Origin of the sequence: Microbispora rosea, from assembly GCF_044460045.1 — a bacterium.
Taxonomy (GTDB): Bacteria; Actinomycetota; Actinomycetes; order Streptosporangiales; family Streptosporangiaceae; genus Microbispora; species Microbispora rosea.
Window position 1 is genome coordinate 20420 of record NZ_JBITJO010000017.1, and the last position, 14126, is coordinate 34545.

At 74.5% G+C, this 14126-nt stretch carries 14 protein-coding genes; 7 read left to right on the plus strand and 7 right to left on the minus strand.

The window, feature by feature from the left end; genetic code table 11:
• Nucleotides 1–13: 13 nt before the first annotated feature.
• From ACIBK1_RS38930 to ACIBK1_RS38940, 3 genes are all read right to left on the minus strand, one after another.
• The gene (locus ACIBK1_RS38930; protein WP_030511250.1) at nucleotides 14–688 is read right to left on the minus strand and encodes a DUF998 domain-containing protein; all 675 of its coding nucleotides are present in this window, start codon (nucleotides 686–688) and stop codon (nucleotides 14–16) included.
• Nucleotides 689–916: 228 nt separating this feature from the next.
• The gene (locus ACIBK1_RS38935) at nucleotides 917–2182 is read right to left on the minus strand and encodes a sensor histidine kinase (RefSeq protein ID WP_051762427.1); all 1266 of its coding nucleotides are present in this window, start codon (nucleotides 2180–2182) and stop codon (nucleotides 917–919) included.
• Between the two features lie 73 nt (nucleotides 2183–2255).
• The gene (locus ACIBK1_RS38940) at nucleotides 2256–2915 is read right to left on the minus strand and encodes a TetR/AcrR family transcriptional regulator (RefSeq protein WP_396740642.1); all 660 of its coding nucleotides are present in this window, start codon (nucleotides 2913–2915) and stop codon (nucleotides 2256–2258) included.
• Nucleotides 2916–3099: 184 nt separating this feature from the next.
• On the opposite strand from ACIBK1_RS38940, the gene ACIBK1_RS38945 reads away from it, so the two are divergent.
• The 3 genes from ACIBK1_RS38945 (at nucleotide 3100) to ACIBK1_RS38955 (ending at nucleotide 5334) form a co-directional block, all read left to right on the plus strand.
• Nucleotides 3100–3237 (plus strand): hypothetical protein, encoded by a 138-nt coding sequence (locus tag ACIBK1_RS38945; protein ID WP_396740644.1) that lies wholly within the window; start codon nucleotides 3100–3102, stop codon nucleotides 3235–3237.
• Between the two features lie 4 nt (nucleotides 3238–3241).
• Nucleotides 3242–4159 (plus strand): LysR family transcriptional regulator, encoded by a 918-nt coding sequence (locus tag ACIBK1_RS38950; RefSeq protein ID WP_197042859.1) that lies wholly within the window; start codon nucleotides 3242–3244, stop codon nucleotides 4157–4159.
• 311 nt (nucleotides 4160–4470) lie between these two features.
• Complete coding sequence (locus ACIBK1_RS38955) at nucleotides 4471–5334, plus strand: pentapeptide repeat-containing protein (protein WP_051762440.1); 864 nt, start codon at nucleotides 4471–4473, stop codon at nucleotides 5332–5334.
• A 65-nt stretch (nucleotides 5335–5399) separates the two neighbouring features.
• On the opposite strand, the gene ACIBK1_RS38960 is transcribed toward ACIBK1_RS38955, so the two are convergent.
• Nucleotides 5400–6248 (minus strand): NAD(P)H-binding protein, encoded by an 849-nt coding sequence (locus tag ACIBK1_RS38960; protein ID WP_030511245.1) that lies wholly within the window; start codon nucleotides 6246–6248, stop codon nucleotides 5400–5402.
• Between the two features lie 88 nt (nucleotides 6249–6336).
• On the opposite strand from ACIBK1_RS38960, the gene ACIBK1_RS38965 reads away from it, so the two are divergent.
• Nucleotides 6337–7143, plus strand: a complete 807-nt coding sequence (locus ACIBK1_RS38965) for a helix-turn-helix domain-containing protein (protein WP_030511244.1) — start codon at nucleotides 6337–6339, stop codon at nucleotides 7141–7143.
• Between the two features lie 61 nt (nucleotides 7144–7204).
• Here the strand turns inward: ACIBK1_RS38965 and ACIBK1_RS38970 are convergent, their stop codons facing one another.
• Nucleotides 7205–9265 (minus strand): AfsR/SARP family transcriptional regulator, encoded by a 2061-nt coding sequence (locus ACIBK1_RS38970; RefSeq protein ID WP_396740647.1) that lies wholly within the window; start codon nucleotides 9263–9265, stop codon nucleotides 7205–7207.
• Nucleotides 9266–9378: 113 nt separating this feature from the next.
• Between ACIBK1_RS38970 and ACIBK1_RS38975 the strand changes: the two genes are divergently transcribed.
• Nucleotides 9379–10257: an alpha/beta hydrolase gene (locus ACIBK1_RS38975; protein ID WP_396740648.1), complete on the plus strand. Its 879-nt coding sequence runs from the start codon at nucleotides 9379–9381 to the stop codon at nucleotides 10255–10257.
• Nucleotides 10258–10283: 26 nt separating this feature from the next.
• On the opposite strand, the gene ACIBK1_RS38980 is transcribed toward ACIBK1_RS38975, so the two are convergent.
• Nucleotides 10284–10463 (minus strand): DUF3099 domain-containing protein, encoded by a 180-nt coding sequence (locus tag ACIBK1_RS38980; protein ID WP_030511241.1) that lies wholly within the window; start codon nucleotides 10461–10463, stop codon nucleotides 10284–10286.
• A gap of 90 nt (nucleotides 10464–10553) precedes the next feature.
• On the minus strand, nucleotides 10554–12083 hold the full coding sequence (locus ACIBK1_RS38985) for an alpha/beta fold hydrolase (RefSeq protein ID WP_396740650.1): 1530 nt from the start codon (nucleotides 12081–12083) through the stop codon (nucleotides 10554–10556).
• A 275-nt stretch (nucleotides 12084–12358) separates the two neighbouring features.
• Here ACIBK1_RS38985 and ACIBK1_RS38990 point away from each other — a divergent pair, with 275 nt between their 5' ends.
• A complete protein-coding gene (locus ACIBK1_RS38990) occupies nucleotides 12359–12772 on the plus strand; it encodes a YciI family protein (RefSeq protein WP_396740759.1) in 414 nt (137 codons plus the stop codon).
• Nucleotides 12769–14013, plus strand: a complete 1245-nt coding sequence (locus ACIBK1_RS38995) for an RNA polymerase sigma factor (protein ID WP_396740652.1) — start codon at nucleotides 12769–12771, stop codon at nucleotides 14011–14013. Before ACIBK1_RS38990 ends, ACIBK1_RS38995 begins: the two co-directional genes overlap by 4 nt.
• Nucleotides 14014–14126 lie beyond the last annotated feature (113 nt).

A 14126-nucleotide genomic window follows, 5' to 3' on the forward strand; every position in this document is an offset into this window, starting at 1 on the left:
AACGTGGGACAGGTCAGGCGTTCCGGTAAGCGTGCACGGCCACGGCGCTGATCCAGGCCCAGCCGAGCACGACGGCGCCGGTGAAGGCGAGGTTGGCCCAGGCCGCCCCCGCCCCCGAGGCCACGGCCAGGAACCCGGCCGCGAACAGCGCGCCGGTCACCCGCGACCCCCACGCCCAGGCCGCCCGCCCGCGACGGGCGAAGCGGCGGGCGAGGACGAAGCAGGCCGCGACCAGGCAGGCGAACCCGATGCCGCCGGAGGCCAGGTGCGCGATGCCGTGCCAGCTCACCTCGCCCGCCGGCACGCCGCGGGGAAAGCCGCCGGCCGGGTCGGCACGGAAGGCTCCGGCCGCCAGCAGGCTCAGCCCGTACGCGGCCAGCAGGCGGGGGGCCCAGCCACCGCCGTGAGCGCGGCGCAGACCCGCGGCGAAGGTCATGGTCATCGCCCCGGCCAGCACGAAGTTCACGATGTGGATCCAGCCGAGGTCGCCGTTGGCCAGCAGGCTCCAGGCGTGCCGGGTCAGGTCGAACCCGTCCCGGGTCAGGGCCTCGGTCAGCGACACCCCGACGTAGACAGGGCCGGCGATCACGCCGTACCCGAGCAGGCTGCGGGTGATGCTGGTCTCACGGTCGCAGGCGCGGGCGGCACCGGTGCCGGTGCGGGCGGTGGCGGTGCGGGCGGTGGTCATCGGGGTTCTCCCTCCGGCGGGGGTCGGTCCCTCACCGGCCCTTCACCCACTCCTCGAACGGGACGCCCCCGGATCGACACGCCTCCCGGATTTTCTTCAAGATTTTTCCCGGCGGCGTCTCCCGGGGGAGCGCCGCGCCCGGCCGAGGCCACGGACGGCCTGGTGAGCGGCGTGATGCAAGGGCGGAGTGGCGCCGCCCGCCGCCGGTCACAGATTACATGTCACAGGTCACAGGTCGTCGGCGGCCCGGCCTGAGATCGTCCGACTGGGGCGGACGAGACGCCGCCCGCCGATCGCGTTCCGGTCGAGGAGCGGCAGCCTCAGGACGAACCGTGCCCCGCAGGGCGAGTCCTCGATCTGCAGTGTGCCCCGGTGGGCGCGGGCGATGTCGCGCGAGATCGCAAGCCCCAGCCCGGTGCCGCCGGCGTCCCGGCGCAGCCCCTCGTCGAGGCGGGTGAACCGCTCGAAGACCCGTTCACGGTCGGCGGGCGCGATGCCGTTCCCGTCGTCGGTCACCGCGACGACCGCCCGGCCGTCATCGGATCCGACGCAGACCGTGACGCCGGTCGCCGCGTGCCGCCGCGCGTTGCTCAGCAGGTTGCCCACCAGCCGGATCAGCTGGATCCGCGAGCCGTGCACCCACACCTCCCCGGTCGTGCAGACCTTCACCGGCGTGCCGCCGACGTAAGCATCCACCTCTTCGGTGACCAGCGCCGTGAGATCGATCGGCTCGTGCGGCGACGGCTGACCGCCGCGTAGCCTGGTCATCGTCAGCAGGTCATGAACGATCGCCTCCAGGCGGCCGGTGGCCGACAGCGCCCCCCGGATGGTGTCGCGGGGGTCGACGTGATCGGGGTTGAGCAGCGCCTCCTCCAGTTGCACCCGCAGCCCGGCGATCGGTGTCCTGAGCTCGTGGGAGGTGACGGAGGCGAGCCGGCACTGCTGCTCGGCCGGGCCCAGCGCCCGGCCGATGATCCACCACATCAGGCGGCCGCCCGACAGGACGAGGAGGAGCCCGGCCCCCCCGACGAGGTATTCGAGGCGGTGCGTCGCGCAAAGGGGCGGCTCGACCGTTCCGGCATAGACGACGGGGGCGTCGGGGGCCGGGGACACTCGGTTGGCCATGAGCAGGAGGCACCGCTCGCCCCGGGGGCACTCGACGCGCCGTTGGAGCCGGTCGTCGGCCGGGGGCCGGAGCCTGCTCAGCCGCGGTCGCCCCGCCGCGGCCGGGCTGGCGACCAGGATCCTGCCCCGGGCGTCCACCAACTGGACCAGGTCGATGGTGCCGGAGGCGGACCCGGAGCGCGGCAGTGCGCCGCCGCGCACCTGCGCGCTCCACTGGGCGACGACCTGCTCGGCCTCGAAGAACACCTGGCCCTCCATCCTGTATCGGATTGCCAGGTCCAGGCTGACGCCGCCCAGGACCGTGAGAAGGAGTAACAGCATCGTCGCCGCTGTCGTGTAGCGCGCCTGCATCGAGTACACAGACGGCATCGGCCTCACCATTCTCCTGCCGCACTCGGTGGGCCACCACCAAGGCAAGTGGACGATTTCGTCCACTTTGCGGTCAGTTGTCCGATTCTGTCAAATCGGCGGCAGGAGTCCTGACGTGGGCTTTCACGTGGTCGAGCGCCATGTCGACGGCGATCAGGAACGGCCGTTCGTCCTGCATGGTCTCGGCGAGCAGGTAGCCGCCCTGCAGGGCGGCGACGACCGCGACGGCGAGTTCCCCGGGTTCCGCGGCGGGGGCGAGTTCGCCGCCCTCCCGAATCCGGGTGAAGCCGTCCGCGAGCAGCCCCTGCCATCTGCGGAAGACGGCCGCGAGGGATTGGCGGGCGTCGTCGCAGCGGCTGGAGAGCTCGCTGGCCAGCGAGCCGATCGGGCACCTGTAGGGCAGGTCGCGCTCTCGAAGGCTCGACACCAGCGAATCGCGCCATCTTTCGAGATCCCGCATCGAGCGCACCCGGTCGAGTTGCGGTTTCTGGGCGGACACCACGAGGTGCTCCCACATCGCGATCACCTCGGCGATCAGCGCGTCCTTGTCGGGGAAGTAGTGATAGAGCTGCGACTTGCTGACACCGCAGGCGTCCACCACCTGATCGAGGGGCGTCGCCGCCATTCCCTGCCGGAACATGAGGTCCGCGGCGGCCGCGACGATGCGCTCGCGAGTGGCCGCGCCGCGCGCGGTGAGCCTCGGAGAACCCTTTCCCGGCCCTCGAACAGCCATGCGACACCCCACCTTCGGGCGCGGGAGCGCCACCGGAGCCATGCCGGAGTACGGTCTTGACAACCACCTCATACCATCACAAACTGGTCGAAACCGTCCAGTCCTTCGCCGAGATTGCGCGCCCGGCGAGCATGTCGCCCGCAGGACGCGGATCGGCCTGCGTCGCGCGAGGGAGGGCACCGAGGTGACGGTCGCCGACGACGGAGAGGGCATCGCCCTGGCCGGCCACGAGCGGATCTTCCACCGCCTCGCGTGGCCGTACGCCGTCCGCGGCCGGGACCGGGGAGGCGCCTGTCCCGGCCGCCGCATCCGTCAGGTGTGATGCCATGAGCGGCATGGAATTGCGGGAACTGCGGGCGTTCGTCGTGGTGGCCGAGGAAGGGGGCATGTCGGCCGCGGCGCGCCGGCTGCACGTCAGCCAGCCCGCGCTGTCGCAGACCGTCGGCATGCTGGAGCGCCGGTTGGGGGTGAAACTGCTGGTCCGCAGCAGCGCCGGAGTCCAGCCCACCGAGGCGGGGATGACGCTGCTCGCCGAGGCGCGCGCCGTACTCGCCCGGCACGACCAGGTGCTGCGGACGATGGCCGCGTACACGAGCGGGGACGGCGGGGTCCTGCGGGTGGGGGTTCCCATTGAGCTGCCGTCCGATCTGCTCGGACCGCCGCTGGAACGGCTCGCGGTGGCCCACCCCGGCACCCGCGTGCAGGCCCGTCATCTGTCCACGGCGGCGCAACTGACGGCGCTGCAGGCCGGTGAGCTCGACGTGGGTCTGCTCAGGGAGCGTCCCGCCGGGCACGAGTTCGACGCGATGCTCGTGTCCAGGGAGAGGCTCGGCGTGCTCCTCACCGCAGAACGGGCGGCCGAGCTGCGCGGACCCGACGGGATCCGCCTGGAGGAGCTCACCGGGCTGGAATGGGTGGGCTTCCCGCGCTCCGGCAGCCCTGCCTGGTTCGACGAGCTGACCGCGATCCTGCGCAGCCACGGCCTGGACCTCGGCCCCGCCGCCCCCGAGGGACAGGAGCTGATCGCGGAGGTCAAGCTCGCCGCCGTGAGCGCGGGCAGGGCTTTCGCGCTGGCACCGCCGAGGTGGCCGCAGCCGCTGCCCGCGGCCGTCGCGTGGTCGGCCCTGGCCGGTCACCCGCTGATCCGGCGCACCTGGGCGGTGTGGCCGGCGACCTCACGCCGCCACGACCTGGCCGGCTTCGTCGCGGGCTTCCGCGACCCGGCCGACGACCGGCCGGGATGACCGCCGGGCTGGTCCACGATGGTCCCGCCGGCTCAGCATGGTCCCGCCGGCTCAGCGCGGCAGGTGAGGACCGATCGGGGGACGGGAGCCCGCACGCGTGAACCGCCGCCCGTCGACGGAGGCCGGCCGCCCTGCACTCGTTCAGTGTGCACTCGTCCGGTGGGATACGTTCTAGCTGGGCGCCGGGACGGCGAGCGACGAGGCGGCGCCGATCGAACACGAGGAGACCAGGCACGTTGCCCCACACGCACGACCGCGGGGACGACCGCGCGGACGACCCGGCCGGCTCCGGCCCCGGAAGGCGGACCGGCCTGCGGGCCGACTGCGCGAACTGCTTCGGGCTGTGCTGCGTCGCGCTGCCCTTCGCCGCCTCCGCCGACTTCGCGATCAGCAAGGACGCCGGGCGGCCGTGCCCCAACCTGCGGGACGACTTCCGCTGCGGCATCCACGCGCGTCTGCGGGACAGCGGCTTTCCCGGCTGCACCGTCTACGACTGCTTCGGGGCGGGGCAGAAGGTCTCGCAGGTCACCTTCGGCCGCAGCTGGCGCGACGATCCGGGGTCCGCGGCGCGGATGTTCGAGGTCTTCCCGGTCATGCGGCACCTGCACGAGCTGCTGTGGTACCTGGACGAGGCGATGTCCCTGCCGGTGACCCGCCCGATCCACGCCGAGCTGCGCGGCGCGTTCGAGGAGACCGAACGCCTGACCACGGGCACCCCCGGCGACCTGCTGGGCGTGGACGTCGCCGCCCACCGCGACAAGGTCAACGCGCTGCTGCTGCGGACGAGCGAGCTGGTGCGGGCGTCGGCCGGGGGCCGTGCCGCCGCCGATCACAGGGGAGCCGATCTCATCGGCGCCCGGCTCAGGGGGGCCGACCTGCGCGGAGCCAACCTGAGGGGCGCCTACCTCATCGGGGCCGATCTACGCGGAGCCGATCTGCGCGGCGCGGACCTCATCGGGGCTGACCTGCGCGGGGCCGACCTCGGCGGCGCCGACCTCACGGGCAGCGTCTTCCTCACCCAGGCGCAGGTGAACGCGGCCAGGGGAGACGACGCCACGAGGCTGCCCCCGGCCCTCACCCGTCCGGCGCAATGGCCGGACTCGGCGGCCGGTCCGGCCGCCGCGCCGGGCCGGGCCTCCACCCGCCGTCCGCGCCCCCGCCGCCGGCGCGGGTAGCCTCCGCTCGGCCGCACGCGCCGGCGGTCTTCCGGCCTGCGGTTTTCCAGCGTATTCCGGGGGATTCAGGCGAACGCGGCGCGGTGATCGTGCGCCCAGTCGGAGAACGTGCGGGGCGCACGACCGAGCACGTGTTCCACGTCCTTGGTGATCGTGGCGTTGCCGCCCTGTGCGACAAGCCTGGAGCCGTTGACCGCGGTCTCGGCGAAGGCGGGATCGACGCCGGCGGCGAGCATCCGCTTCTTGTAGACCTCAAGCGGCACGTCGGCGGTCGTGACGCGGCGCCCGACGGCCCCGCCCAAGATCGCGGCCTGGTCGGGGACGCTCAACAGTTCCGGCCCGGTCAGCGTGAGCACGCCGCCTGCGTGATCACTGGACGTCAACGCCCGCACGGCCACTTCGGCGACGTCACGGGGGTCGACGACGCCCTGCCTGCCGGTCCCCGTCGTGTTCGGGATCGGCTCTCCACGGCGGATGTGACCGGCCCAGCGCAGCGCGTTGGAGGCGAAGCTGGACGGGCGCAGTATCGTCCATCGCAGTCCGCTCGCTCGTACGGCCCGCTCTCCCGGCAGATGCCAGTCTCCGACCCCGGCCCCGGTGCTCCGGCCTGCGCCGATGGCCGACACCTTCACCACCGTGCCGACACCGGCGGCACACGCCGCGGCCAGCATCGCCTCGTCATGCTCGACCAGCTGGGGGCCCGGGGCGCTGAGCAGGAAAAGTGCCTCCGTTTTGTCCGCCGCCCGCGCCAGGGAATCCGGCTCGCCGAAGTCGCCCCGCACGACCTCCACGCCCGGGGGAGGCGTGATCGCCGCGGGGTTTCTGGTCATCGCCCGCACCCGCTCGCCCATGGCCGCCAGCAGGCGAACCGTCTCACTGCCGATGGTGCCCGTCGCACCCGTCACGAGGATCATGGCCATCACCATGTCAGCGCCGACGCCGTGATCCATAGGAACTTTCGGCACGGTCGGCGTGCCGAGCGCCGCCGGGTAACGTGAGGCCATGCCCCTCGAAGTCCCGGTGACCGTGCCTGCCCCACTGCGGTGGCTGGTCAGCGAGATCACATCCATGAGGGCCTGCGCGCCGGCTGAGCGGCCGCCGCTCGTCCACGTTCCCGACGCCGACACCTCGCTGATCTTCCGGACGACGTCGGCGCGGCGCAGCGCCCTGCTGGTGGTCGGGCCGCGTACCCGCGCCTCCTACCATGTGGGCAAGGACTTCCCGCTCTGCCTCCGGCTCAGGCTGCGCCCCGGCGCCGCCCGGCTCCTGCTCGGAGTCCCGATGACCGAGCTGGTCGACCAGGTCGTCGGCCTCGAGGAGCTGTGGGACGACGCAGCGCTGTGGGACGGCGCAGCGGGGCTGACCGCCGCGCCGGCTCCGCCGGGAGACGACGTGAGGCGCGTCCTCGGGCGTCTTCAGGCGGCGTTGCCCGCCAGGATCGCCGCCCGGTCCAATGCGGACCTGGCCCGCAGCGAGCTGGTGCGCGCAACCGCGCAGGCCCTGCGCGACCAGGCCGGGCAGCAGCGCGAGCCCGTCGCCGCCATCGCCCGGCGGCTGGCGGTCAGCGAGCGCCATATGCGCGATGTCGTCCGCGACGGCATCGGCGTGCCGCCCAAGCGCTTCGAGCGGATCGAACGCGTGCGCCGGGTGCTTGCCCGCGGCAGGGCCCACACCGCGCGATGGGCGCAGCTCGCCGCGACCGCCGGGTTCTACGACCAGTCCCACATGGCCGCGGAGTTCCGCACCCTGATGGGCGTGCCTCCGGCGGCCTTCTTCGCGGGCCGCTTCCCCTCGCTCCAGCCCTGCTGACCGACGATCCGCAGCGGGGAAATCAGGGTCGCGACCGGCTCGGCGCGACTCCCGCCAACCTTCACAGCGCGGCCGACAGGTCGTCCAGGTGCGCGGACACCGGGCCCAGCGTCAGCACGCCGCTGCCCGCCCCGGCCAGTTCGCCCGCGGCGGGCAGCAGCGCGGCATAGGCGCGTCGCATCGTCGTGCGGTCGCCCAGCGTGAGGGCCGCACGGGCCGCGAGGCACCACAGGGCCTCCGTCAGCAGGTCGTGCGGCGGCTCGGGCAGGGCGCGCAGCGCCGCCGCCGCCTCGGCTCGGCGGTCGCGCGCGAGCAGCACCAGAGGCCGGGCCCACGGCGCGTACGGCCCCCAGTCGATGTGCTCGGCGACCTGCTCCGCGACTTCCTCGCCGGCGGGATCGGCGCCGGGCGGGGGCTGCCCGTGCCGCAGGCGCAAGCACAGCAGCGCGAGCGGCAGCAGGCCGCGCTCCACGCCCGGCATGCCGGCGCCGTCCAGCCGGGCGGCGGCCTCCCGATAGGCGGCCTCGGCCTCCTCCAGCGGCGCAGGGCCGGTCGCGTCCAGGCGCAGCGCCCGATACCACGCGGTGAACACGCCCGCCAGGGGCCGCTCGTGCCGTACGGACAGGCGTTCGGCGGCGGCGGCGTGGGCGTCGGCGGCCGTGAAGTCCGCGAGCGCCGACCGTGCCTGCATCCGGACCAGATGCCCGAGCACCTCGAAGGTGACCAGGCCGTGCCGGGCGGAAATGTCCACGAGTTCGGCGCCGATCTCGTCGCGTCGGGCGGCCAGGCCCGTCCGGTGGAAGGTCTGCATGAACAGGCCGCTCAACGCGAACGCCAGCAGCGCGGGGTCGTTCAGGCGGCGGGCGATCTCCTCGGCCTGCCGCGCCGCCCGCGGCCCGTGGCAGGAGCGGTCGCCGCGCGACTCCAGCGCGATCGTGGCCAGCAGCCGGGCCCGGGCCGCCTCGTGACCAGTGACCTTGTGACCAGTGACCTTGTGACCTGGGGCGTCGTGACCTTGGGCCTCGTGATCGGAGGGCAGCGCGGCCAGGGCGGTCAGCGTGCGCCCGGCCGCCGCCACGATGCGCGCCGCCTGCCCGGGGTCGTCGGACCGGGTCCAGATGGCCGGGACGTCGAAGGCGCCGATCACCCGTGCGGTCAGCTCCGCGTCGCCGAGTTCCTCGGCCGCCTCGACGGCGGCCACGCGGTGCTCGCGCGCCGCCTGCAGGCCGCCGCCCCCGGTCGTGGCGAGGTCGCGCAGCAGTCCCGCCGTCGACTCCAGGCGGGCCTTCGCCCCTGAGGCGACCGCGCGGTCGTAGGCGGCGGTGGCCTGGGCCCACACGCGCTCGGCCGCGCCGCCCGCCGAGGAGTCGAGATGATCGGCCTGGCGCAGGATGTCGGTCTCCAGGCGGCGCAGCCCCGGACCCGGGTCCACTCCCAGCTCGTCGACGAGCAGTGCCCGCGCCCGGCGCAGCACGGCGAGCGCGTCACCCTGCCGCCCGCTGCGATACAGCGCGAGCGCCAGCAGCCGCCATGCCTCCTCCCGCCAGGGGTGCCCCGACGCGTGCGCGTCCAGGTCGGGCACCGCCTCGGCCGCTCGCCCCAGGGTCAGCCGCGTCTGCGCGTGCCGCTCGACCGCGTGCAGCCGCAGCTCGGCCAGGCGGGAGCGCTCGGCGCGGGCCCAGTCCTGGTCGGCGAACTCCGCGTAGGCGGGGCCGCGCCACCACCCCAGCGCCTCCTCCAGCCGGGCGAGCCCGTCTTCGGGGGGCAGGTCCGCGGTGGCGGCCACCGCGTGTTCGAAGCGCCAGGCGTCCACCGCGTCGGCGCCGGTCCGCAGCGCGTACCCCGGCCCCTCGGTGACCAGCAGTCGCGCGGGGGTGCGGGGCGGCCGGTCGGGCTCCAGCGCGCGGCGCAGCGCCGCCACGAACGTCCGTACGGCTCCGGCCGCGCCCGCCGGAGGCTCGTCCCACAGGTCGTCGATCAGGCGGGTGACCGGGACGACGCGGCCGCGGGCGACGATCAGCCGGGCCAGCACCGCACGGTGCCGCGGCCCCTTCAGCGCGATCGCGCAGCCGGTGCCGTCCCAGGCCGTCACCGGCCCCAGCACCCCGAACGCGATCCCCACCGTCGGCTCCCCTCCAGGTCACGGCACCTGTCACGGTAGCGCGCTGACCGGATGCTCATTCACGCCCGGCAGCCTGGGGACACATCCGATCCCGCCTAGAAAGGGAGCGCGTCATGGCGCCTGTCCTTCCCGGTTTCGACTACCTCCGCGTGCCGGTCGCCGACGGCGTGTCGCTGAACGCGGCCGTCGCCGGCTCGGGGAGCCCGATCGTGCTGCTGCACGGCTTCCCCCAGACCCACCTGATGTGGCGGCACGTCGCCGCCGACCTGGCCGCCGGCCACACCGTGATCTGTCCCGACCTGCGTGGCTACGGCGCCAGCGACAAGCCGGCCGAGGCCGGTCGCGACACCTATTCCAAGCGCACGATGGCCGCCGACGTCGTCGCCCTGGCGCGGGCGCTCGGACACGAGCGGTTCGCGCTGGCCGGGCACGACCGCGGCGCGCTGGTCGCCTTCCGCGCCGGGCTCGACCACCCGGCGGCGATCAGCCACCTGGCGTGCCTCGACGTGCTGCCGACGCTGGACATGTGGGAGGTGATGCACGGCGCGGGCGCCGCCGTCGGCTTCCACCTGTATTTGATGGCCCAGCCGCCCGGCCTGCCCGAGCAGATGATCGGCGCGAGCGCGGACGCCTTCTTCGGCCACTTCCTCGACGTCTGGACCCTCGACCGGGGGGCGATCCCCGACGGCGTACGCGCCGCCTATCTGGACGCCTGCCGTACGGCGGTGCCCTCGATCGTGGCGGACTACCGCGCGTCGGCGGGGATCGACGTGGAGCACGACCGGAAGGACCTGGAGGCAGGGAACCGGCTGCGGATGCCGGTGACCGTGCTCCAGCAGGACTGGGGGGCCGCCCTCGGGTACGACGCCGGGGCGCTGTGGGGCGCCTGGGCCCCCGACCTGGTGCACGAGACGGTCAGGTGCGGGCACTTCATGGCCGAGGAGGACCCGGCCGGTGTCGCCGCGGCCCTGCGCGCCCTGCTCGCCCGCTGATCGAGGCGCCCGCCCGCGGGCTCACGTCAGTCGCGCCGGTCGTTGCGGTTGCCGATGATGACGGCGAACGGCGGGATCACCAGCGCCACCGCGGACATCACCAGGGCGGCCACGGGCGAGACCTCCCGCACGACCGTTCCCGCCAGGACGAACAGCGTGAGGCACGTGGTCATCATGATCAAGTATGTCCGCTTGCGACGCTGCACGACATCCAGCCTATTTCCGCGTCCAGCCTGTTTCCGCGGAGTGGCGGCGCGCCGTGCCAGCCTGTGCCGGGCCGGGCCGGGCCGACGGGGTCAGCAGGCGACGTCGGCGGGCGGGAGCGTCCCGGTGGTGAGGAACGCGCCGACCTCCCCGTTGAGGCAGGCGTCGCCGAAGGCGGGGTACGGCGCGTGGGTGTGCGCGTCGACGGTGACCATGCGCGAGCCCGGGATGCCTGCCGCCACGGCGCGGCTGTTGGCCACGGGCACCGCCACGTCCCGCAGCGCGGCGGTCACCAGGACCCCCGGCGCCCGCCCGGCCGGCCGCCGCACCGGCTCGTCCTCGGTCCGCGGCCAGAAGGCGCACGGCGTGATGTTGGCGTTGGCCGGGCCGAACAACGGATATCGCGCGCTGTAGGAGGCGAGGTCGCGCCGGTAGTCGTGGAGCTCGCGGGGCCAGGGGCCGTCCCCGCACCGATAGGCCATGTTGGTCGCCGTGTGGTTGTCGGCCGGGACGCCGGGCACCCCCGCGGGCGGCACCGGACGGACCGGAAACGGCACGTAGGGCTCCCGCCCGGCGGCGATGTCGGCGAACGCCGCCGCGACCAGCCCGAAGGAGCGCTCGTCGTAGATGCCCGCCACGAGCAGCGTCCCCAGCTCGCCCGACGTCCAGGCGTGGCCCGCGACGACGACCGGGGCCGTCGCGGCGCGCCGGATCAGCTCCGCGACGGCGTCGGTGACCTCCTGAGCCGTGCCGCCGAGGCCGTACTCGGCGTCACGCTCGGCCGTCCAGGCGGCGAAGGCCGCCGTCCCGGCCTCGAACGCCGGGGTGCGCCCGAGCTCGTACGGCCGCCACGCCGTCTTCGGGTCGACCGGGCTGTCCAGCACGAACCTGTCCACCCTGCCGGGGAACAGGGCGGCGTAGACCGCCCCGAGCATCCCCGCGTACGATCCGCCGAGGTAGGAGATCTTCTCCTCGCCGAGCGCGGCCCGGATGACGTCCATGTCCCTGGCGGCGTTCGCCGTGGTGGCGTACGGCAGGGCCCACCCGGCGGCGCGCTCGCAGTCGCGGGCGTACGCGCGGGCCTCGGCCGCGTCGGCCGGGAGGCTCCCGGGGGTGGCCGTGCGGACCCGGTAGCCGCCGGGCTCCTCCACCTCCTGCCCGCACCCGATGGGCGTGCTCCGCTCCACGAACCGGATGTCGAAGCCGATCAGGTCGTAGCGCGCCCGCACCTCGGGGGGCAGCAGAGGGGCCAGGCTCGACGGCAGCGGCACGCCCGGCCCGCCGGGGCCGCCTCCGGTGGTGAGCAGCACGCCGCGGCGCAGGGCCGGGTCGGTCGCGGGCAGCCGTGAGATCGCGATCGTGATCGTCCGGCCGCGGGGGCGGCGGTGGTCGAGCGGCACGGTGATCTCCGCGCAGCGCAGGGCCGGGTCGCCGACCCCGGCGCAGTCACCCCAGCGCAGCTCCTGCGGGGGACCATGCTGCGGATTCCGGTTCGATGAGAGGGCCGCCGCGTCCACCACGTCCACCACGCCTGCCGCGCCCGCCGCCGGGAGCGCCGGCGAGAGCAGCACGATGGACGCCACGACGGCCGCGATCCGCGATGCGCCTGCCCGGTTCGTCATGCCGCACACACTGATCAACGGGAGGCGGGCACGCCACCGGCCGGGTTACGCGTGCCCTCCAGCGGGGGAGTGCGCGCTGCTCCCGGGCGCGACCCCTGGCTCCGGCGCGTGAAACTTTCCCGATGTTCCCTCGCTTGACAGGGCCCGCCGCCGCTCCGGCACAGTGGCCGGGCGTCTTTCCTCCCCGAGAGTGTCCGGATCCGGGGGCCGGCTTCGACGTCCCGGGTGAAGCGGCGCGGAGGACGCCCGCAGGAGAGGAACGAACCGTGAAATACATGATCATGCTGTACGGCTCGCAGCGGGACTACGACGCCCTGGCGGGACGGCCGGGCGACGGGCCCGCCTGGTCGGCCGAGGACGCCGCGGCCATGCACGCGTTCATGACCGAGTGGAACGACGACCTGGTGAAGTCGGGGGAGTTCGTCGACGCGCAGGGACTGACCGCCCCCGTCCACGCCCGCAGGATCCGGCTGCGTGAGGGCGTCCCCGTCGTCACCGACGGCCCGTACGCCGAGACCGAGGAGGTCCTGGCCGGCTACACGATCGTCGAGTGCGACAGCTTCGACCGGGCGACGCAGATCGCCGCGCGCCTGGCGCACACCCCCCATCCCGAGAGCGTGACGCCGGCCCGCGAATGGTACGTGGACGTGCGCCCGATCGACGAGTGGCAGGCCGAGCCGGAGCTGTGACGACGCCTCGCGGCGAGACCGAGGACCTGCTGCGCCGCCTGGCGCCGCAGGTCCTCGGCGCGGTCGTGCGACGCTACGGCCACTTCGACACGGCCGAGGACGCCGTGCAGGAGGCGCTGCTCGCCGCCGCCGTCCGCTGGCCGCAGGACGGCCTGCCGGACAACCCGCTGGGCTGGCTCGTCACCGTCGCCGCCCGTAGGCTCACCGACCTGCTGCGCAGCGAGCAGGCCCGGCGCGAGCGGGAGGACGCCGCCGGCCGGCGGGCGCTTCCCGAGTGGCGGCTCGCTGCCGACGCGGACGCGCCCACGGCCGGGGCCGACGACACGCTGATCCTGCTGTTCATGTGCTGCCATCCCGCGCTGTCGCCCGCGTCCCAGATCGCCCTCACCCTCCGCGCGGTCGGCGGCCTGACCACCGCGCAGATCGCCCGGGCGTTCCTGGTGCCGGAGGCGACCATGACCCGGCGCATCACCCGGGCCAAACACCGCATCAGGGACAGCGGCCTACCGTTCGGCATGCCTGCGGGACCCGACCGCGACGCGCAGCTGCGCGCCGTCCTCCACGTGCTCTACCTGGTCTTCACCGAGGGGTACGCCGGGGAGGCCGGGCTTCGCCGGGAGGATCTGACGGCCGAGGCGATCCGGCTGGCCCGCATCGTCCACCGGCTGCTGCCGGACGACGGCGAGACGGCCGGGCTGCTCGCGCTCATACTGCTCACCGACGCCCGCCGCGCCGCGCGCACCGCCCCCGACGGCACGCCGATCCCGATGGCCGAGCAGGACCGCGCCCGGTGGGACGCCGCCCGCATCGCCGAGGGCGTGGCGCTGGTCGAGGCGGCACTGTCGCGAGGCGCGCCCGGGCCGTACCAGGTCCAGGCGGCGATCGCCGCCCTGCACGACGAGGCGCCGAGCGCGGAGGCGACCGACTGGCCGCAGATCGCCGCGCTGTACGAGGTGCTGACGGGGATGTCGGACAACCCCGTGACGCTGCTGAACCACGCGGTCGCGGTGGCGATGAGCCGGGGTCCGCGCGCGGGGCTGGAGCTACTCGACGGGCTGGAGGGCGATGAACGGCTCGCCCGCGACCACCGCCTGCCCGCGGTGCGCGCGCACCTGCTGGAGATGGCCGGACAGCGGGCGGCGGCCCGCGAGGCCTACCTGGCGGCGGCCCGGCGGGCGGCGGCCCTGCCGCGCCGGCGCTACCTCAACGCCCGCGCCGCCCTCCTCGGTGACGACGCCTGACGGGCACGAGTCCTGGCGGGCACGAGGCCGGCGACCAGGGGTGACAAAGGATGGCCCGTTCGCCACCCTTTCACCCGGTCGTGTCAGGAGGCGGCGCATGCCACCGAGCGCTG